Source organism: Neorhizobium vignae (genome assembly GCF_000732195.1).
Taxonomy (GTDB): domain Bacteria; phylum Pseudomonadota; class Alphaproteobacteria; order Rhizobiales; family Rhizobiaceae; genus Neorhizobium; species Neorhizobium vignae.
Window position 1 is genome coordinate 173,947 of sequence record NZ_JNNU01000003.1, and the last position, 19,586, is coordinate 193,532.

The 19,586-nt window shown below is 59.7% G+C and carries 19 protein-coding genes and 1 pseudogene; 11 read left to right on the forward strand and 9 right to left on the reverse strand.

Translation table 11 applies throughout. The features are described 5' to 3' along the window. Nucleotide 1: 1 nt before the first annotated feature. Nucleotides 2-676: a GntR family transcriptional regulator gene (locus tag GQ59_RS05445; protein ID WP_037078548.1), complete on the reverse strand. Its 675-nt coding sequence runs from the start codon at nt 674-676 to the stop codon at nt 2-4. 239 nt (nt 677-915) lie between these two features. Between GQ59_RS05445 and dctP the strand changes: the two genes are divergently transcribed. From dctP to GQ59_RS05470, 5 genes are all read left to right on the forward strand, one after another. Beyond that, on the forward strand, nt 916-1,899 hold the full coding sequence (gene dctP, locus GQ59_RS05450; protein ID WP_037078551.1) for a TRAP transporter substrate-binding protein DctP: 984 nt from the start codon (nt 916-918) through the stop codon (nt 1,897-1,899). Between the two features lie 97 nt (nt 1,900-1,996). Continuing rightward, a complete protein-coding gene (locus tag GQ59_RS05455; protein WP_037078554.1) occupies nt 1,997-2,515 on the forward strand; it encodes a TRAP transporter small permease in 519 nt (172 codons plus the stop codon). After that, nucleotides 2,512-3,813 (forward strand): TRAP transporter large permease, encoded by a 1,302-nt coding sequence (locus tag GQ59_RS05460; RefSeq protein ID WP_037078556.1) that lies wholly within the window; start codon nt 2,512-2,514, stop codon nt 3,811-3,813. Before GQ59_RS05455 ends, GQ59_RS05460 begins: the two co-directional genes overlap by 4 nt. Before the next feature lie 4 nt (nt 3,814-3,817). Next, nucleotides 3,818-4,258: a type II 3-dehydroquinate dehydratase gene (locus GQ59_RS05465; RefSeq protein ID WP_037078558.1), complete on the forward strand. Its 441-nt coding sequence runs from the start codon at nt 3,818-3,820 to the stop codon at nt 4,256-4,258. Between the two features lie 475 nt (nt 4,259-4,733). After that, the gene (locus tag GQ59_RS05470; RefSeq protein WP_037078561.1) at nt 4,734-5,903 is read left to right on the forward strand and encodes an ABC transporter substrate-binding protein; all 1,170 of its coding nucleotides are present in this window, start codon (nt 4,734-4,736) and stop codon (nt 5,901-5,903) included. An 881-nt stretch (nt 5,904-6,784) separates the two neighbouring features. Here the strand turns inward: GQ59_RS05470 and GQ59_RS05475 are convergent. Further along, complete coding sequence (locus GQ59_RS05475; protein WP_037078564.1) at nt 6,785-7,294, reverse strand: Hsp20/alpha crystallin family protein; 510 nt, start codon at nt 7,292-7,294, stop codon at nt 6,785-6,787. 94 nt (nt 7,295-7,388) lie between these two features. Further along, nucleotides 7,389-7,865: an Hsp20 family protein gene (locus GQ59_RS05480; protein WP_037078566.1), complete on the reverse strand. Its 477-nt coding sequence runs from the start codon at nt 7,863-7,865 to the stop codon at nt 7,389-7,391. 222 nt (nt 7,866-8,087) lie between these two features. Here GQ59_RS05480 and GQ59_RS05485 point away from each other — a divergent pair, with 222 nt between their 5' ends. Next, nucleotides 8,088-8,300 (forward strand): hypothetical protein, encoded by a 213-nt coding sequence (locus GQ59_RS05485; protein WP_037078568.1) that lies wholly within the window; start codon nt 8,088-8,090, stop codon nt 8,298-8,300. Between the two features lie 44 nt (nt 8,301-8,344). Here the strand turns inward: GQ59_RS05485 and GQ59_RS05490 are convergent, their stop codons facing one another. The 5 genes from GQ59_RS05490 to groES form a co-directional block, all read right to left on the reverse strand. After that, a complete protein-coding gene (locus tag GQ59_RS05490) occupies nt 8,345-10,549 on the reverse strand; it encodes an amylo-alpha-1,6-glucosidase (protein ID WP_037078570.1) in 2,205 nt (734 codons plus the stop codon). Between the two features lie 15 nt (nt 10,550-10,564). Further along, nucleotides 10,565-11,659, reverse strand: coding sequence for a glycosyltransferase family 4 protein (locus GQ59_RS05495; RefSeq protein WP_037078572.1), 1,095 nt, complete (start codon nt 11,657-11,659; stop codon nt 10,565-10,567). A gap of 89 nt (nt 11,660-11,748) precedes the next feature. After that, nucleotides 11,749-12,174 carry a hypothetical protein gene (locus GQ59_RS05500; protein WP_037078574.1) on the reverse strand — a complete coding sequence of 142 codons (426 nt, stop codon included), beginning with the start codon at nt 12,172-12,174 and terminating at the stop codon, nt 11,749-11,751. 90 nt (nt 12,175-12,264) lie between these two features. Beyond that, nucleotides 12,265-13,893: a chaperonin GroEL gene (groL, locus tag GQ59_RS05505; protein WP_037078576.1), complete on the reverse strand. Its 1,629-nt coding sequence runs from the start codon at nt 13,891-13,893 to the stop codon at nt 12,265-12,267. A 51-nt stretch (nt 13,894-13,944) separates the two neighbouring features. Beyond that, entirely contained in the window at nt 13,945-14,259 is a 315-nt protein-coding gene (gene groES, locus GQ59_RS05510) for a co-chaperone GroES (RefSeq protein WP_037078577.1), read from the reverse strand. Nucleotides 14,260-14,534: 275 nt separating this feature from the next. Between groES and GQ59_RS05515 the strand changes: the two genes are divergently transcribed. Together GQ59_RS05515 and GQ59_RS05520 are read left to right on the forward strand one after the other, a co-directional pair. After that, nucleotides 14,535-14,807: an usg protein gene (locus GQ59_RS05515; protein WP_037078580.1), complete on the forward strand. Its 273-nt coding sequence runs from the start codon at nt 14,535-14,537 to the stop codon at nt 14,805-14,807. A gap of 98 nt (nt 14,808-14,905) precedes the next feature. Then, nucleotides 14,906-15,196: a hypothetical protein gene (locus tag GQ59_RS05520; RefSeq protein ID WP_037078582.1), complete on the forward strand. Its 291-nt coding sequence runs from the start codon at nt 14,906-14,908 to the stop codon at nt 15,194-15,196. Nucleotides 15,197-15,444: 248 nt separating this feature from the next. On the opposite strand, the pseudogene GQ59_RS05525 reads toward GQ59_RS05520, so the two are convergent. Next, a pseudogene (locus tag GQ59_RS05525) lies at nt 15,445-15,715 on the reverse strand (type II toxin-antitoxin system HipA family toxin); the annotation flags it as partial. Nucleotides 15,716-16,392: 677 nt separating this feature from the next. Between GQ59_RS05525 and GQ59_RS05530 the strand changes: the two are divergent. Genes GQ59_RS05530 through GQ59_RS05540 form a run of 3 tightly spaced genes read left to right on the forward strand, consistent with a single transcriptional unit; the run spans nt 16,393 to nt 19,515 of the window. After that, a complete protein-coding gene (locus GQ59_RS05530) occupies nt 16,393-17,868 on the forward strand; it encodes an NAD(P)-binding domain-containing protein (protein ID WP_037078586.1) in 1,476 nt (491 codons plus the stop codon). After that, the gene (locus GQ59_RS05535) at nt 17,861-18,499 is read left to right on the forward strand and encodes a 2-hydroxychromene-2-carboxylate isomerase (protein ID WP_037078589.1); all 639 of its coding nucleotides are present in this window, start codon (nt 17,861-17,863) and stop codon (nt 18,497-18,499) included. Before GQ59_RS05530 ends, GQ59_RS05535 begins: the two co-directional genes overlap by 8 nt. Beyond that, nucleotides 18,499-19,515: a dipeptidase gene (locus GQ59_RS05540; RefSeq protein WP_037078590.1), complete on the forward strand. Its 1,017-nt coding sequence runs from the start codon at nt 18,499-18,501 to the stop codon at nt 19,513-19,515. The genes GQ59_RS05535 and GQ59_RS05540 overlap by 1 nt, the downstream gene beginning before the upstream one ends. Nucleotides 19,516-19,586: the final 71 nt, after the last annotated feature.

The following is a 19,586-nucleotide window of genomic DNA, read 5'->3' on the forward strand; positions in this document are numbered from 1 at the left end:
ATCAGCGGATACGGCCGCTTGTCAGGACATGTTCGGTGCCGTTGCGGACATGTCGCGTCAATATATCCCGAGCGCCGCCGACATCCCGTTTCATGGCAAGCTCGAAAAGCCGCCGGTGGTCGTCCACCACCGGTTTGCCGCGAAAACTTTCGGCCAGCAGATGGTAACGCAGGAAGCGGTCGAAGACGGACGAGAGCGTCGCCATCAGCGTCTCTGAATTGCAGGCCGAGACGAGAGCCTGATGAAACTCCCAATCGTAACGGACCCAGTCGACGGTGCGTGAGGCGTCGCCTTCGAGAAGCTGACGTTCGATTGCCGAAAGCTTGTGATGCGCCGCGACGATCCGCGCCTCCCAGTCGAGATCTCCCGTTGCGAAGGAGAGGCCGATCGCATGGCTTTCAAGCAGGATTCGAAGATCCGCCAGTTCCAGGAGTTCCTGTCGGGACGCCGGGCTCACCTCGAACCCACGCTGCCCTTCGGCGATAACGAGGTTCTCTGTGGTGAGCCGGCTCAATATTTCCCGGAGCGTCGAGACGCTGACGGAATAACGCTCCTTGGTCTGCTCGAGCCTGATTTTGGAACCAGGGGGCAGGGCGCCGGAAATGATATCCTGGCGTATCCGCCGAAACACGGTCTCGCCGATCGTCTCGGCTGCCTCTTTTTCTGATTTCAGCATGTTCCCCCCTTTGATCTGATCGTATATAACTGATGAAAAAGAAAATACAGGCTAGAATTCCGATAATATGATGTTTCCCGATCGCAGCCGGAAAGACAGAGAAGTCAGGCAAAGACTGAATTGACTTATACGAACTATTTCGTACAATACAAAGGTGCGACGTTCTCGGGAGGAATGGCCTGCACAAGGGAGGCTTCGTCGCAGGTAAGCGGCGCGCCGTGAGGAGGAGGAACCTGCCCATGACATTCGATCTGACCCGCCGACATTTTCTCGGTGCTACATTGGCAACCGCCGCCCTGTCCGTGCCGGTGCTGGCACAGGACAAGCCGGTCCTGAAGTTTTCCGCGGTATTTTCCGAACAGGATATTCGCGCCCAGATGACCAAGATGTTCGCCGAGGCGATCGCCGGCTCTTACAAGCTGGAGCCTTATTACGGCGGCAACCTCTTCAAGCAAGGAACCGAGCTCGTCGCCATCCAGCGCGGCAATCTGCAGATGGGCAATATCGCTCCGCAGGATATTTCCAACCAGATCCCGGAATGGTCGGTGCTCACCTCGGCCTATCTGTTCCGCGACGCGCAGCATGTGACCAAGTTCTTCCAGAGCGAGGCCGGCGCGGAATTCAAGAAGATGGCCGACGAAAAACTCGGCGTTCATATTCTCGGCCCAACCTATTTCGGCGCCCGGCAGATCGGTTTGAAGCCGAACAAGAAGATCACTGCGCCCGCGGACATGGCGGGCATCAAGCTGCGCATGCCGGGTGGCGATGCATGGCAGTTCCTTGGCGCCGCGCTCGGGGCCAACCCGACGCCGATGGCCTATGCTGAAGTCTATACCGGTCTGCAGACCGGCGCGATCGACGGCCAGGACAATCCGCTGCCGAACGTCAAGAACATGAAGTTCTACGAAGTCATGTCGCAGATCGTCATGACCTCGCACCTCATCGGCTACGATCTTCTCACCATTTCCAGCAAGGTCTGGAAGGGCATGAGTGCCGACCAGCAGAAGTCCTTCCAGGCAGCCGCTGACAAGGCGATGAAGTGGAGCGAGGACCAGCACCTTGCGCAGGAGAAGACGCTGGTCGACGAATTCAAGAAGGCCGGCCTCAATATCTACGAGCCGGACATCGCCGCCTTCCGCAAATTCGCCCAGGAGAAATACCTGGCCTCCGATCTTGCCAAATCCTGGCCGAAGGGTGTCCTCGAAAAGGTCGCGGCAATCTGAAACAGCCCTCCTATAGGCGGGCGCCTCACAAATGCGTCGGCGGGCCGGAGCGATCAAACGCCCGGCCTGGTGGCCGAACCTCCGGGGGAGGGGGTAAATGAATTCGAAACTCATCGCTGCCGGCGGCTGGCTGCGGCGCCGGGCCGAAAATCTCCTGGCGCTGATGCTGCTCGGGATGTTTGTTGCCTTCGTCCTGCAGATCGTCTTCCGCTACCTCCTGAACCTGTCGGTCGGCTGGACCAACGAGATCAGCGTCGTGCTGTGGATCTGGATCGTGCTGTTCGGCGCCGCCTTCGTGGTGCGGGAAGTGGAAGAGATCCGCTTCGACTTCTTCTGGGCCGGCGCCGGCGACAAGGGGCGGCGAGTGATGCAGACCATCTGCGCCATCGCGCTCGTCGTCCTGTTCGGCATCTCCCTGCCGGCGGTGATCGACTACGTGACCTTCATGAAGGTGGAAAGTACCGCCTATTTGAAGATCCGCTTCGACTACCTCTATTCCATCTACATCGTCTTCGCGGTCGCGATGATCGTGCGTTATATCTGGCTCGGCGTGCTCGCGGTTCGCGGCAGGGCGCCTGAAGCCTTTGATCCCACCAAGGCGGGCTCGGGCGTATGAACCTCACAAGCCCGTTTTCGATCGCGCTCGTCATCATCACGGCGCTCGCCTTCCTCGGCCTGCCGATCGGCCTTTCCATGATGTGCGGCTCGATCCTCTACCTGCTCCTCGCCGGGGCGGACATGGGCACGGTGGCCGAGCAGTTCCTGAACGGCATGTATTCGAACTACCTCATCCTTTCGGTGCCGCTCTTCGTGCTGGCCGCGGAATTCATGAATATCGGTTCGATGACCGAACGGCTGCTGGCGTTCTGCAACGTGCTGGTCGGCCGCTTCCGTGGCGGACTGGCGCAGGTCAACGTGGTGCAGAGCATCATCTTTGCCGGCATGTCCGGCTCGGCGATCGCCGATGCCGCCGGCAGCGGCCGGATGATGCAGAACATGATGACGCGGGACGGGCGCTATACGCCAAGCTATGCCGCGGCGTTGACGGCCGTCACGTCCGTCATCGGCCCGATCATCCCGCCCTCGATCCCGATGGTCATCTATGCGCTCGTGTCGGATGCCTCGATCGGCTACCTCTTCCTCGCAGGTATGGTGCCTGGCCTGCTGATGGCCGGCCTGCAGATGATGCAGGTGGCGATCACCGCGCGGCGCAAGAATTTCCCCGTCGAAGATCCGGTGCCGCTGCGGGATATTCCCCGCATCACCTGGCGGGCCTTCCCGGCTTTGATGATGCCGGTCGTGCTGCTCGGCTGCATCTATTCGGGGATTACGACCCCGACCGAAGCCGCCGCGCTCGCCGCCGCCTATGCGCTGGTCATCTCGCTTGTCATCTACCGGAGCATCAGCTTCGGAGCGTTCTACGATTCGCTGTTGCTCAGCGCCAAGTCGACGGCGTCGATCGGCATGTTGATCGCCGGTTCCCTGGTCTTCAACTATGTCGTGACGATCGAAAATATCCCGGACACTCTCCGGGTGCTGTTGACCGGCTGGGACCTGACGCCGACCGGTTTTCTCATCCTCGTCAACGTCCTGCTGCTTCTGCTTGGCTGCGCGCTGGAAGGCACGGCGATCCTCCTGATCATCGTGCCGGTCTTCATTCCGACCGCCCAGGCGCTCGGCATCGACATGGTGCATTTCGGGGTCGTGGTGGTCGTCAACATCATGCTCGGTCTCGTCACGCCGCCTTACGGGCTGCTGCTCTTCATCATGACGAACATTTCCGGCGTGCCGGTGAAGGACATCATCAAGGACGCGGCGCCCTTCATTTTCTGGATGGTGGTCAGCCTGGTCATCATCACTTTCGTGCCGGACGTCGTCCTGTGGCTTCCGCGCCTAATGGGTTATCAGGGGTGAACCGATGAAACCGATCTATATTCTCAACGGCCCGAACCTCAATCGGCTCGGCAAGCGCGAGCCGGATATCTACGGCACCACGACGCTTGCGGAAGTGGAGGCGTGGTGCCGTGAGGCGGCGGGCGAACGCCCGGTCGAGTTCCGCCAGACCAACAGCGAGGAAAAGCTGATCGACTGGGTGCATGAGGCGATCGACGAGGGTGCCGGGATCATCATCAACCCTGCCGCCTTCACCTTCACGTCACTGGCGCTTCTTGATGCGTTGAAGATGTTCAAGGGGCCGATCATCGAGTTTCACATCAGCAACATCCATCGCCGTGAACCGATCTATCACAACTCCTATGTCTCCATGACGGCGACAACGGTGATGGCCGGCCTTGGAGCTACAGGTTATCCGCTGGCGGTGAAGGCCCTGGAACGCCTGATCGAAGAGCAGAGACGATAACCAGGCCGAGCGGCTCGCGTTCGGGTAAATAACGCTTTCGGCCCAAAGGCTAATATTGACAGGCAATGTATACAGATTTATTGCTTGTATAACGGCGTTGAGGGGGAGCAACAGGCCGGCGGTTTTCCTGACTGCGCAGGGCAGGCCTTTTCTATCCCGGTTTTTCTTGCGGTTTCGATACCTGGGCCGAAGTTAGCGGTATCCGGGAGTGGTTTTTGACAAAACGCGACGCAAGAGGCGGGCCTGTATACACGGATTTGCGAAATCCAGGCCGAGCTCTCGGGAAACGTCTGGCCACGTTCAGCGGTTAACGAAGGCGGGAAAATAGTCGGACGCCAAACTGCCGCGCCCGTTGACTGTTGATCGCGATGTCCCCGATATATCCCGACAGGGCGTGATGGGCCGGACGCCGCAAGGAGGACGCGGTCTGTCACCAGGAGCTTTGAGAACAGTTTGTCTTAGAGGAGGAAAGAGAATGATTACCAGAAGAACATTGATGGCTGCGGCCGGTCTCGCCATGGGCGGCCTCGTTGCCATTCCGGCGTCCGCGCAGGAAACGGTCAAGATCGGCCTTATCCTGCCGATGACCGGCCCGTTCGCGTCGACCGGCCGTCAGGTCGAGGCGGGTGTCAAGGCCTATATCGCGCTGAACGGCGATACTGTTGCCGGCAAGAAGATCGAAGTCGTGCTGCGCGACGACGGCGGTGTCGCCGACCAGACCCGCCGCATTGCCCAGGAACTTGTCGTCAATGACGGCGCCAAGATGCTGATGGGTTTCGGCCTGACGCCGCTCGCCATGTCGGTCGCGCCAGTTCTCAACCAGGCGAAGATCCCGGCGATCATTACCTCGGCCACGACCTCGGCAATCATGCCGCAGTCGCAGTATTACGTCCGTACCTCGATGGGCGGCCCGCAGTCCGCCGTTCCGGTGGCCACCTGGGCGGTGCAGAACAACCTGAAAAAGGTCGTGACGCTGGTCTCCGACTACGGTCCGGGGATCGATATCGAGCAGGGTTTCACCAATCAGTTCAAGAAGGATGGCGGCACGATCGTCGAGGCGATCCGCGTTCCGCTGGCGAACCCGGATTTCGCCCCCTTCCTGCAGCGCGTCCGTGACGCCAAGCCTGACGCGGTCTTCGCCTTCGTGCCGGCCGGCATCGGGGCGCAGTTTATGAAGCAGTATGTCGACCGCGGCCTGGCCGACGCCGGCATCAAGCTGATTGCCACTGGCGACGTCACCGACGACGACCTGCTGAACGGCATGGGCCCGGTCGCCAAGGGCGTTATCACCGGCCATTTCTACTCGGCCCTGCACGACAGCCCGGAAAACAAGGCTTTCGTCGCTCAGGTGAAGAAGGCTGCCAACAACATGCGCCCGAACTTCATGTCGGTCGGCGGCTATGACGCCATGACGCTCGCCTATATGGCGCTGAAGAAGACCAATGGCGATACCGACGGCACCAAGCTCATCGAAGCCATGAAGGGCGCCACTTGGACGAGCCCGCGTGGCCCGATCACCATCGATCCGGCCACCCGCGATATCGTCCAGGACATCTACATGCGCGAAGTCAAGGAAGTGAACGGCGAACTCTACAACGTTGAATTCGCGACCTTCCCGAAGATCAGGGACCCGAACGCCAAGTAAGGCGAGGGCGATCCCGCTTTCCAGCGCGACACCTGGCGAGCGTTTGCTATGTCAATGCCTGCGAGCAAGCGGTCGAGGTGGTCGACCAAAAGAACGATATCCGCCGCCTCTGCGGAGGCGGCGGCTTTGCGGGCGCCCAATGCTTGCACGACTTGCCGGGGACGGCGATGAATATAACGAAAGCTAAGCGAGATCTGTGCGTTCCTGGCAAACGGCGTCGCCATCTGGTCGAGATAAGTTTCGACATCGATGGAAATCGCGACCGGCCGTACCCGATATTCATCACCATCTCGCCTCCGACCCATGTGACTAGGTCAGCCCTTGCGAGGGAAAACAACGTTGGAGGACACCCTTGAAATCGGCCAGAACCGTCTCGAGTTTATAACTTCCAGGAAGCTGCCATCGGTCTGCAGGATGAGCAGCCGAGAGGTTTGATGGCTATCGATGTAAAAGTACCGATCGCCTTTTTGGTCGGGGATACGGAGCACTTTTATGACATACCCTTGGGCGTCTTGACATAGGATTGCTTGAGTAGGATCTGGTGCCATCTCCACGATTCTCCCGCCTCGCCGAAGATGGAACAGCGGTTCGTACGAATCAACAGGTCCTCCCGTCGAAATACCACCATGGAAAAGTTGCAGTTCCCCTTTTCTCCAGTGCCACGCTAAGGCAGCCTGATTCCGAGCGCTCCGCCCCCGGCTCCGCTATGGCGTGCCGCCCAAGTTCCCGCCTCGTTCGGAGACCGCATTCTCGGGAATCAACGCTCGCTGCGCCGATTTGAGAGACCCAGAAATCGGTACTCGGTGCTGTGGTGTGTCGGCCATGTTGGCGACGAATGCGTGGCGGAGGCCACCAGGCCACCGCCGCGCGCTCATTCTCGATTAGCTCTTGATGGCGATGCGCTTGACCTGCGACTGGGCCTTGTCGGTCTTTGGCAAGATGACAGTCAGCACGCCGTTTCTGAAGGTGGCGTCGACTTGGTCTTCCTTGACCTCGACACCGAGCGGAATGCGGCGTTCGAAGCGGCCGTAGTAGCGCTCGGAGAACTGCCGATCCCTGCCTTCGCTCTCGGAGCGCTTTTCGCCCTTCAGCGTCAGCACGCCATCATTGAGCAGGACCTCGATGTCCTTCTCTTCAAGGCCAGGCACGTCGGCCACCACCTTAATTTCCTTTTCGGTATCGCAGATCTCGACACTCGGCCAGCTACCTCCGAACGTGGCGCTGTGTCCGAAGGACGGGAGGCCGGATCCAAAGCCGCGGAAGACGTCATCGAAAAGACGGTTCACCTCGCGATGAAGCGACAGGAAAGGATCACGGTCGTCGTTGCGCAAGAGACTTGGAACCTGGTGGCCATTGTTGCGACCCCAGGGAATTAGATCACGAACACTCATCGTTCTTCTCCTTTCTGTTGGTTCGGTTGGCAAGACGTTCTTGCCGGCGTCGGACCATGTCCGGCGCCGTGTTTGCTCCCTGCTAGCGGAACGCTTAAGCCGCCTGCTTCTTGGCCTCGATCTGCTTGGTCTCGGTCTTCGGCATTCCCTGGCCTGTTCGGATCTCGATCTGGCGCGGCTTCATCTCTTCAGGGATGTCGCGCTTGAGATCGATGGTCAGCAGACCGTTGACGAGACCTGCACTCACGACCCTGACATGGTCGGCTAATTCGAAGCGACGCTGGAACGAACCGCTGGCGATGCCGCGGTGCAGATATTGGAGGTCATCGCCGCCCGCCTTCTGTCCCGAGACGATGAGCATGTTCTGCTCTTGCGTCATCACCAGTTCGTCCTGTGAGATGCCCGCCACTGCCATGACAATGCGGTAATCATTCTCGCTAGTCTTGACGATATCGTAAGGCGGCCAAGTGTCGATCGTCTCGGCGCGGCTTGCAGCCTCGAGCGCGTTCAACATTCGGTCGAAACCGATGCTCGACCGGAACAAGGGTGAGAAATCGAGGTTTGTCCTCATAGCCATATCCTCCTTATAAGCAACATGGATACAAGGAGACGCCAAGAGAGACCGGCGTCTCCTGGACTGGTGTCAATCCCCGTTGGGCAATCGACTAATATTTATATAATTCAGTGTCTTAGAATTTCAAGGGGAGGGGAATTTCTCGCTGGAAAAATTGAAATTCTCGGAGGCGCCACAAAATCTGGACCGAGTTAGGGGAAGGAGAAAGTAGCTACGACAATGACCTTAGACGACGCCATCACCGTCCTTAGGCCTGCCGATGAAACGCTGGTGGCAATCATCGCGACAGTTGCGACCCAGGCTGAACTCGCCGAGGCTCTTGCGGGGGCCAACAACGACGAGGCCATGACTGGCGAGGGGCGACCTCTGCCGGCTGGCAAAGTCGCCGCCCTGATTGAACTGTTGGATGCCGATGAGGAAGAGCCCGAATAGGCTAAGGGTGGTCCCGCGCCATCTCGTATCGTTGCGGATGACCCCTATGCAGTCGTGAGCACGCGAACATCGCCGCGGCGATCGATGACATCCACCACAACCTGTTGACCTGAACGGCGAATGGCGACGTCGACCGATCCAGTACCGGTCTGCAGGCGCCGCAAGATGACCTCATTGAGGAAAGCGGGTAGCCTTGGTTCGTTGAGGCTGATGAGCTGGCCGTCCGGTTCGAAATCGAGACCCAGACAAGACTGCAGCAACAGGAGAGGCGCTGCCGCCGCCCATGCCTGCGGCGAGCATGCGACCGGATAGAAGGTCGGCCCCTGCGCGCGCTGACGCGACATCCCGCAAAAGAGTTCGGGGAGCCGCCGCAGATCAATATAGGTCGACGCGGCAAACAAGCCCTCGAAAATCCGAGCGGCTTGGGCGCGGTAGCCATAACGAGCGAGGCCGCTGGCAATCAAGGCATTGTCATGCGGCCAGATGGAGCCGTTATGATAGCTCATCGGATTGTACCGCGCCTCGGTCGACGGGATTGTGCGGATGCCCCAGCCGCAGAAAGACGAAGCGCCCATCAAGGTGTGGGCAATAACCTTCGCCCGTTCGTGATAGGCGATGCCGGTAAACAATGCATGGCCGGAATTCGAGGAGCGGACCCGGCAGGCGCGCTTGTCCCCGTCGAGCGCCAGTACGTAGGTGCCCAGTTCCTCGTCGAAGAAACTTACGTCGAAGGCGCGGCGCAGGTCTTCCGCCCTTGCCTGGAATTTTGCCGCCCGTTCCGGCCGCCCGAGCCGTCGAAAGATCTCCGCCGCGGCCTGCCAGGCGCCATAGACATAGGCCTGCACCTCCGCGATCGCGATTGGGCCTTTGGCGAGTGTCCCGTCGGAATGAAACACGGAGTCGTGGCTGTCCTTCCAGGCCTGGTTGATCAGCCCGTCTTCGGTCTGCCGACCATATTCGACGAAACCGTCGCCGTCGCGGTCACCATGCTCGTCGATCCAGGTCAGTGCCGCCTCGATATTTGGTAGCACGGTTTCGAGAGTGGCAAGGTCCCCCGTGCGCTTCAGGTATTCGCCTGCCAGCATTACAAACAGGGGCGTCGAATCGATGCTGCCGTAATAGCGCCGGAAGGGAACCTCACCGAGTTCCGCCATTTCGCCGTAGCGCACTTCGTGCAGGATTTTGCCAGGTTCGGCATCAGAAGCGGCGTTGATCTCCGTCGCCTGGTTGGCAGCCAGGTGTCCAAGCACGCCGCGAGCGATCTGCGGATCGAGCCAGAGCGTTTCCAGCGCGGTGATCAGTGCATCGCGGCCGAAGACCGTGCTGAACCACGGGATGCCGGCATAAGGGTACGGACCTTCCGGCGTGTCGGTCATCAGCATATAAAGGTCGGAGACACTGCGGCGGGCCAACTCGTTGAAGATCTCGTTGGACGTCGCGATCGATGCCGCACGCGCTGACGAGGCACGCAAGGCGCGGCGAGCGTCCCGCAAGGCAAGAAAAAACGAACGGTGGCCCGGCCGCCCGGCCGCGGCCTGATCGCAGCCGATCTCGATAAAGAACGACCGGGCTTCGTGCGGCTCAAGATGGAGATCATAGGCAACGAGATCATCGCGAACTTCGTCCGGCCTCGGATCGAAGGTAATGTGGGTCGATCGCTGACGTTCGTCCAGACCGATATAGGACAGAAGGACCCCGTCCCTTTCTTTAACGATGGGAGTGGGGCGGCCCTTCTTTGCTCTTACGGTTCCGCGCACTTCGAAGAGATCGGCAAAATCGGCCCCAAACGCGATCTCGATGCGAATGTGCTGACGCCGGTCGTCGTAATTACGAATACTCAGCCGTTCGAAGCAGCCGGCATTCCAGAGGAAGCGGGTCCTGCGCAGGTGGACAAGGTCATGCGCGAGCGAGAGCTTGCCCTTGTGATCGAATATGTCGGGGTTGGTGAGGTCACAGGTCAACGTCGCGTTGTCGTCGCGTAGCCTCGACGACAGAAGCATCGGCCGTTTGCCATTGATCGTCAGATGAAGATGGGAGAGATAACGTGTATCCCGATGAAACAAGCCCTCCGGACTGCCTGGTCCGGAAACCACATCGCCATTGTAGTCGAAGACGGCGAAGGTATCGCCGTGCTTCAAGGTGCGCGGCCGTCGCTCCTGCAGCGACGCGGTGGCCGGAATGAAGAACTGCGCCATCGGCGCTTGGCTTGCTGCCGTCACGGAATCGCCGTCTGCCGAAGCGACCGACATTTGATGGCCTCCCTTTTACGCCACGATCTGAAGATCGAGGCCTTGACCATTGGCGCGGCGCAACGGTGCTGCCTTCATGCGCACACCGGACAGGTTGCGGTAGATATCGAGATAATCCCGCGCCATCCGTTCAGCGCTGAACCGCTTCTCGAATGTGGCGCGCACCTTCTTCCGATCCATTCGCAGAGCCCATTCGACGTTTTCGGCCGCTTCCGTCACGCTGTCGACGAGTATCCCCGAGACACCATTGTCAATCACCTCGGGCACAGAGCCGCATGCGAATGCGATGACGGGAGTGCCGCAGGCCATCGCCTCGATCATGACAAGGCCGAAGGGCTCCGGCCAGTCGATCGGAAACAGCAGGGCGCCGGCATTGCCCAGGAAGGCAGCCTTCTGATGCTCGTTGATTTCGCCAATGAACTCGACATTTGCATGGCTCTTCACCAACGGCTCGATCACCGTTTCCCAGTAGGCCCTATCGGCATTGTCGATCTTGGCGGCGATCTTCAACGGCATGCCGACCTTGGTGGCGATTTCGATTGCCCGGTCCGGACGCTTCTCCGGCGATATCCGCCCGAGGAAGGCAAGATAATTGCCCTTAGGTTTTTCGGTGAACGGAAGAAGATTGGTGGGCAGGCCATGATAGACCGTCCCGGACCAGTTGACCGGAGGCATCGGGCTACGCTGATCGTTGGAGACCGACACCAACGGAATATCGGGAAATGCCTTATAGAATGGCTTGAGGTCCGGCAAGTCCAGCCGCCCGTGCAAGGTCGTGACGGTGCGGTCAGCAAAATCCCGGATCAGCGGGAAATGCACAAGATCGATGTGGAAGTGGAGAACGTCGAATTCGTGCGCACGGCGGCGAATTTCCTCCAGCATCACGACCTGATGCGGCAGGTGGTCCCTGACGGCCGGGTTGAGCCGCAGCGCGACGTCTGAGCAGGGCGCCAGCTTGGCATCGGTGACGGAATCGCCGCTGGCAAAGAGGGTTACGTTATGGCCCTGGGCCACAAGTTCTTCGGTGAGATAGGAAACAATCCGTTCGGTTCCTCCATAAAGCTTGGGCGGAACACTTTCGGCAAGCGGCGCGATCTGAGCGATCTTCATCGGCAAAACCTCCTCAGTTGAACAAAGAGTCGTCGGCAAAAATCAGGTCCGCGTCCTCGTAGAGGCACGCGACAGGTCAAGGCGAAAGTCTATATCTCGAATGGCTGCCGGCGATGTCCTCCTTTCCGGTAGCTGCACAGGCCAAGGCCGCCGAGCCGGCGCATTTGCGGTCTCCTGCGATGCGTCGTTCTACAGGCATTAAAAGATGCCGACGAACGCTGCTCGCCGCTTCGCTCCTCGGCCTTGTCCAAAGTCTTCAGTGCGTCGATGATCTCGTCGTAGGAGACGGCTTTATCCGTGCCGGGATAAAGACGAAGGGCCGGAATGGATTCGATGGCGAAGATATCGGATGCCCACGAGGCAAGAATGGCCCGCTTTTCCTCGTCGCCGATGTCGTCGGCGGCAAGCACGTCACGAGGGTGATCGAAATGTTTGGCCGGGTGAAGCAGTTGCGCGGCGCTGATCGCGGCTGTGGCTTGCTCCGGTACCGAATTCCTGATGTTTTCCTTTCTCATGGCTTGGCTCCATTGATCTTGACCGATGGAACTTGGTTGAATGGTGGGGAGGCCCGCCCCTGACGGAGGCTGCGGGCCTCCTCGATCAGTTTAGAAGTCCATGCCGGCGCCGGCGGGCAGGGCCGGAGCTGCTTCCTTCTTCGGCTTTTCGGCGATCATCGCTTCGGTGGTCACCAGAAGGCCGGCGACGGAGGCTGCGTCCTGGAGTGCGGCGCGCACCACCTTGGCGGGATCGATGACGCCCTGTGCGTAGAGATCTCCGTATTCACCGCTCTGGGCGTTCCAGCCGTAGGAGAACTCGGCTTTTTCGCGCAGCTTTCCGACGATCACAGAACCTTCAGCGCCAGCGTTTTCTGCGATCTGCCGGACGGGAGCCTCGATTGCACGACGGACGATGTCGACGCCGACACGCTGATCCTGGTTGACGGTACTGAGATTGTCGAGCGCCTTGACGGCCCGCAGGAGCGCTACGCCGCCGCCTGGCAGGATGCCTTCCTCGACAGCCGCGCGGGTCGCATGCAACGCGTCGTCGACACGGTCCTTCTTTTCCTTGACCTCGACTTCCGTCGAACCGCCGACGCGGATCACGGCAACGCCGCCGGCAAGCTTGGCCAGACGTTCCTGCAGCTTTTCGCGGTCGTAGTCGGATGTGGTCTCCTCGATCTGGGCGCGGATCTGGGCCACGCGGCCGTCGATTTCCGACTTCGAGCCGACGCCATCGATGATCGTGGTATTTTCCTTCTCGATCGAGACTTTTTTGGCACGGCCAAGCATGTTGAGCGTGACATTTTCGAGCTTGATGCCGACGTCTTCGGAAATGACAGTGCCGCCTGTGAGGATGGCGATGTCTTCCAGCATAGCCTTGCGGCGGTCGCCGAATCCCGGAGCCTTGACGGCAGCGATCTTAAGGCCGCCACGCAGCTTGTTGACGACGAGCGTTGCAAGAGCTTCGCCCTCGACGTCTTCGGCGATGATCAGGAGCGGCTTGCCGGACTGCACGACGGCCTCCAGGACCGGTAGCATCGACTGCAGATTGGAAAGCTTCTTCTCGTGGATCAGGATATAGGGATCCTCGAATTCGACGCGCATCTTCTCGGCATTGGTCACAAAGTAGGGACTGAGATAACCGCGGTCGAACTGCATGCCTTCGACGACTTCCAGTTCGGTTTCAGCCGTCTTGGCTTCCTCGACGGTGATGACACCCTCGTTGCCGACCTTTTCCATGGCTTCGGCGAGATAACGGCCGATCTCCTCGTCGCCATTAGCCGATATGGTGCCGACCTGGGCGATCTCTGCGTTGTTGGAGATCTTGCGGGCGTTGGCTTTCAATTCCTTGACGACGGCGTCGACGGCCAGATCGATACCGCGCTTTAAGTCCATGGGGTTCATGCCGGAGGCGACCGCCTTGGCACCTTCCTTGACGATTGCCTGGGCAAGAACGGTGGCAGTCGTGGTGCCGTCGCCAGCAATGTCGTTGGTCTTTGAAGCGACCTCGCGCAGCATCTGCGCGCCCATGTTCTCGAACTTGTCTTCCAGCTCGATTTCCTTGGCGACAGAAACACCGTCCTTGGTGATGCGCGGAGCGCCGAAGGACTTGTCGATAACGACGTTGCGGCCTTTGGGGCCGAGCGTCACCTTCACGGCATTGGCCAGCACATCGACCCCACGCAGCATGCGTTCACGGGCATCGGTGTTGAATTTGACTTCTTTCGCAGCCATTTTTTCACTCCTTCAATAGGCAGCTTAGTTTGCCTGATGGACAAAGGCGCCTCAGGCGGCCTTCTTGTGCTCGGCCTGGGCTTCGATGATGCCCATGACATCGCTTTCCTTCATGATCAGCAGGTCTTCGCCGTTGATCTTGATCTCGGTGCCGGACCACTTGCCGAACAGGATGCGGTCGCCGGCCTTGACGTCGAGCGCTTGGATCTGACCGGCCTCGTTACGGGCGCCGGGGCCGACGGCGATGACTTCGCCTTCCTGCGGCTTTTCCTTGGCCGTGTCGGGGATGATGATGCCGCCCTTGGTTTTTTCTTCGGACTGGACCCGGCGGACGAGAATGCGATCATGAAGCGGTCGGAACGACATGTTTTCCTCCATTGGACAAAAAAGATGACGCTTGATCCCCTACCGAACCGGATGACCAGTCCGGGCGGGCGCGAACCTCGTCTGAGCTTCGCGCGAAAAATCTATTTTCGACATTTTTTGATTTCAAGAGGTCACATCGAAAAAATTAGCACTCATGTAGGGTGGCTGCTAACATGCTGTAAAGGAACAATAAACTGAGTTAGTGCGTTCAGAATTCCGTTGATGGCCACAGAATTTTACGCCACCTTCACCGTGTCATGAAATGGAGATGAAGCATGCGATTTTCATCGGATCTGGAGCGTCAGCTCAATGGCTATGGTCTTACCACCGCGCATATCCTCTACCGCATTCCGGATTTCGAGAGCGTCCTGCAGACCTATGTCTGGCAGGACTACGACCTGGCGCCCGATTTTCCGGAAATGCACAAGTTTCTCGAATTCTGGCAGGCCAATCTCGACGGGCCGCTGCATTCCGTCCGCTACAGCCATCAGCGCCTGATCGGGCCGAACGAATGGCGCCGCGTCGAAGGCGAGTTCAAGCTCCACTGAGGTCTTGACACCCAATTTTTCGCTTCCTAGCTCTTTGCGCGATCGAGGCTCCGACGAGCTCGGTCACTATCCCAGGTCTGTCTGGAGTGAGATCGAGAATGGAAGAGAAGATAAAAATCATCAAAGACCTCAGCATCGAGGAACGGGAAGAAGTCTTTGCCGATATCGCGCGCGTTCTGGAGGGAGCTGCCCGCGAGGCATATGTTGAAGGTAACCGCGGCTTTGCCGTTCTTTCCGCGAATATGGCCGAGGCGATCCGTATCAATGCCGACGAACTGGCGCGCGACGATCTTCAGAACGCTGAGAGCGTGCTGCAGCAGGCAACGACCGTGATCTCGCAGTTCAAGGCCGTGCATCCCTATCGGATGGTGAGCCACGCACGCCACTAGGGCCAGCTGTGATCGCTCCAAGCCGAAAAGGCTTTGGCTCCAGCCCTCGCGAACTCTTCATCCACGGGCGATCGCGCCTGGGTGATGACGAGTGGGCGGCTTTCGCCGAAGCCGTGCCGGCGCACCAATCTCGTGGGCGTCGGGATAAAGACGACGGACGGCGGCGCAACGCCCAACTGAAGCGCGACTGGCAACTCCGCGATCTCTTCCTATAGGGCGCGCGATCAGTAAGGCTATGCGTGCCCGTCTCAGGTATCGCCGCTGGCGATCAGCGTCTCCCGTGCTTCGCCGTATGCATCCTGCGGCGCCTTGTGGCCTTCGAGCCCTTCAAGAGCGTAGTTGTTGAGGAACTGGCGTCCGGCAAAGAGCTTGCGCTCGACGGGGCTGAGTTCCGCCTCGTCGCAAAGCTCTTGCCAGTGCGCGGCGATGACCTGGATCTGGGCTTCTATCAGCGCGGCGGCTTCAGCCTCGTTCAGGTGATAGTCGCGCGGCGGCGAGACAGGTGGCGAGCGTACTGGCGTGAACCACTCGCGCTGGGCCACGGGACACGGAAAAACTGAAAGCGATGGAATCGTCCTCCTCATCGTGATGCCAGTCAAAGCGCTTTTTCTCTTCCAGGCACCTGCTTCACGTCAGGTCGATATCCGCAACGCGTCCGACTAGGGTCAGGCGAGCGGTTTTGAAAAAAACCTGAGCAAAACGCAGGGGTTCGTTGTTATTTGCATACGAATTTGAGCGCCAATCCCGCTCGCGATTCCAATGAAGTGTCCGGAGTTTCGCGTATTCGCATAATCCCGGACGCGCCATCGTGTTGGAAAGCTCCGCCCCGAAATTTAAATGGACAATGCTCGAGCAAAGATCGTAAGAGGCGCTGATTTACGCAGCTCCTCCGGGGCCAAGGTTCCGCGGCGAGGGTGACCCAAAGCCTAAACAGACCCGAAAAGGTCTTGGTAGCTGCCGCTTCAAACAAGTCGAGCCAAAGCCCGGGAATCCCGCGACAGCTCATTGTTGTGGCGTGTGGCGTTCTGCTCGCTAACCTTCTCCCCAGACCCGACGGAAAAGATGCTCAATTCTTGGCGTCGACGACGTGCGATTATCCCGTTCTTGCAATCTCCCACAATTCGAGTAACCTTTCATAATGCGCATCCTAGGTGCACCTCTATGTTGTTTTCACATAATTGGTTCAGGATACCGGAATGCATGATCGAAATCGACCAACAGATCTTGAGGCGCTGGAAGCGCGTCTTGCCCTGGATTTGCTGTGGCTAAATCAGCCGCCGAAGGCTTGGATGCCGTCGCGAGACGTTGACGGCTCGCCAGCTCTCGACGTTGCCGTGATTGGAGCGGGTTTGTGCGGCTTGGTCGCTCTGGCGGCGCTAAAAAAGGTCGGGATATCAAATGTGCGGGCCTACGACCGTAGCCCGCAAGGGTTCGAGGGGCCCTGGATGACCTATGCGCGTATGGAGACCCTGCGGACGCGCAAGGATGCCGTCGGTCCGGCCCTTGGCATTCCGTCGCTGACATTCCGGGCGTGGTTTGAAGCGCAATATGGCGCTCAGGCCTATCTCGACATGGGGCTCATCCCGCGTCCGATGTGGATGGATTACCTTGTCTGGTATCGTCGGGTGCTCGATCTTGATGTGGCCAACGAGACGACGTTTTCGGGCCTGGAATTTCGTAAGGACGGACTTCTGGCGGTGCAGCTGGAAACCGGCGGGCAGACGCAGACGGTGCTTGCACGCCGCGTCGTTCTGGCGACCGGTCTCGATGGACTGGGCGCACCTACCCAACCGGAGGTCGCCACCCGGGTCCCCCCGCGTTTTGTGAGGCACGGTGCCGACCTCATCGACATGACCTCGCTGAGGGGCAAGCGCGTTGCGATCGTGGGGGCCGGTGCCTCGGCCATGGATAATGCAGCCGCCGCCCTTGAGGGCGGCGCGGCGCGTGTCGATATCTTCGTCCGCCGGCCGGATATCCCGCGCATCGACAAGTTCACCGGTGTCGGCAGCCAGGGAATGACGCACGGCTATCTCGGCCTGCCCGATGCGCACAAATGGACCTATATGGTGGCCGGCGAGCGGGCACAGATTCCGCCACCGCGTCACAGCGTGCTGCGCGTCTCGCGGCACCCAAACGCCTTCTTTCACCTCGCAAGCCCAGTGGACGATCTCGTCGAGACCGCCGACGGCGTCGACGTCGTGACGCCGAAGGGCCGTTATGCTACCGACCTTGTGATCTTTGCCACCGGCTTTTCGGTCGATTTCGGCAAACGTCCGGAATTTGCGGCGTTACGAGACAGGATCCTGCTCTGGCAGGACGCCTACAGTCCTCCTGCCGGTTGGGAACATGCCGGCATCGGGGCCACACCGTATCTTGGCCCTGCTTTCGAGTTCCGGCCCAAACCTGATCTCGACAGGGCGACGGCCGACGCAGTCTCCCGGATCTCCTGCTTCGCCTATCCCGCAGTTCCGTCACACGGCAAGATCACGAGCGGCATTCCTTCCATCAGCGAGGGGGCAACGCGCCTTGCGACTGGACTTGCCCGCTCGCTGTTTGTCGAAGACCGGGCCTATCATCTTGATCGTTTTCTCGGGTTCGATACGCCAGAGCTTCTTGGCGACGAATGGACAGATTCAGACCTCCATGAGGACCTGAGCCGCGCCAATGGATGAACAAGTTCCGAAGCTGCAGATTTTCTACGGCATCTCGTCCCCCTGGGCATATTTCGGGGCACGGAAGGCGATCACCGTCGCCACCGACAACTGTGCCCAAGTGCGTCTGCGCCCGATCCGCATCATCGAGGCCAATGGCGGCATACCGCTGCGCCAGCGGCCGGACGCGCGTCAGCTCTATCATGAGGTCGAATTGCGCCGCTGGCGGGAATATCTCGGCATCCCGCTCAACCTGAAACCGAAATTTTATCCCTGCCGCACAATCGAACCGGCTGCACAGGCGGTGATCGCACTCCAGAACGCCGGGCTCGACGCCATCTCGTTTTCCTTCGGCGTCCAGCGCGCCTTGTGGGCCGAAGAGCGCGACATCGCCGACACCGACACCTTGCGCGCCATCGCCCGTGCCATGGCCGGCGAGGAAGCTGCCGCATTGGTGGTTGATCCACAGCCGGAAGCGATCGTCGATGAGTGGCAAGAAAACCTTACGGAGGCCGAGCGGCTCGGCATTTTCGGGACGCCTACCTATGTCGTCGGCACGGAATTGTTCTGGGGCCAGGACCGCCTCGACTTCGTCGACCGGGCACTGAAAGCCGGCCGAAAAACGACTGACGCACGGAAGGAATCTGCGTGATGCCCGACACCGATAAGCTGGATGCCAAGAAACTGCATGAAGACGCCATCATCGTCGATGGCCTGCAGACCTGCCAGTGGAGCCGGTCGATCTTCGAGGAAATGCGTGCCGGTGGTCTGACCGCCGTCAACGTCTCCTCGCTGCTATGGGAGAATTTCCGCGAGGGTATCGGCTACGTTTCCGAATGGAAGCGCTTCCTGCGCGAGAACGACGACATTCTCCGTCCGGTTCGCACCGTCGCCGATATCCATGCCGCCAAGGCGGAGAACAAGACCGGCATCATCATCGGCTGGCAGAACACCTCGCCGCTCGAGGACAAGCTCGACTACGTGGAGATCTTCAAGGATCTCGGCGTCGGGATCATGCAGCTCACCTACAATACCCAGAACTATTCGGGTGCCGGTTATCTGGAGGAGGTCGACAGCGGCCTCACCGGTTTCGGCAAGGAGGTTCTGGCGGAGATGAACCGCGTCGGGGTCCTCTGCGACCTCAGCCATGTGGGCGACAAGACGACTGCGGACGTCATCGCGCAGTCGAAGAGCCCGGTCTGCATTTCCCACATCCTGCCAAGGGCGCTGAAGGACGTGAAGCGCAACAAGCCCGACGAGCTCTTTGTTGCCTGCGCGCAAAAGGGTGGCATTATCGGCGTCAGCCTGTTCGCACCCGGCCTTGCCGCCGGCAATGATGCCACGGTCGACGACTATCTCGATGCCATGGCCTATATCATTGACCTGGTCGGCGAAGACCATGTCGGCATCGGTACCGACTTTTCGCTCGATCGTCCACGTCCGGGCTCCTGGCTGCTCTGGGCCAACAAGGACAAGGGCACGGCCCGCACGCTCACCGAGTTCGGCTCGGTCAAGATTTCCAAACCGAAGGGCATAGAACGCATGACCGAGTTGCCGAACCTGACGACCCGCATGCTGGCCCGCGGCTGGAGCGAGGACCTGGTGCTGAAGCTGCTCGGTAAGAACTGGCTGCGTGTCCTCGGCAAGGCCTGGGCGCCCACCGTGTAGATGAAGCTGGCAGGACGGGGAAAACCGCAGCGCACCCGATAGTGGTCGCGTTCGCGCATTCGATGAATTTC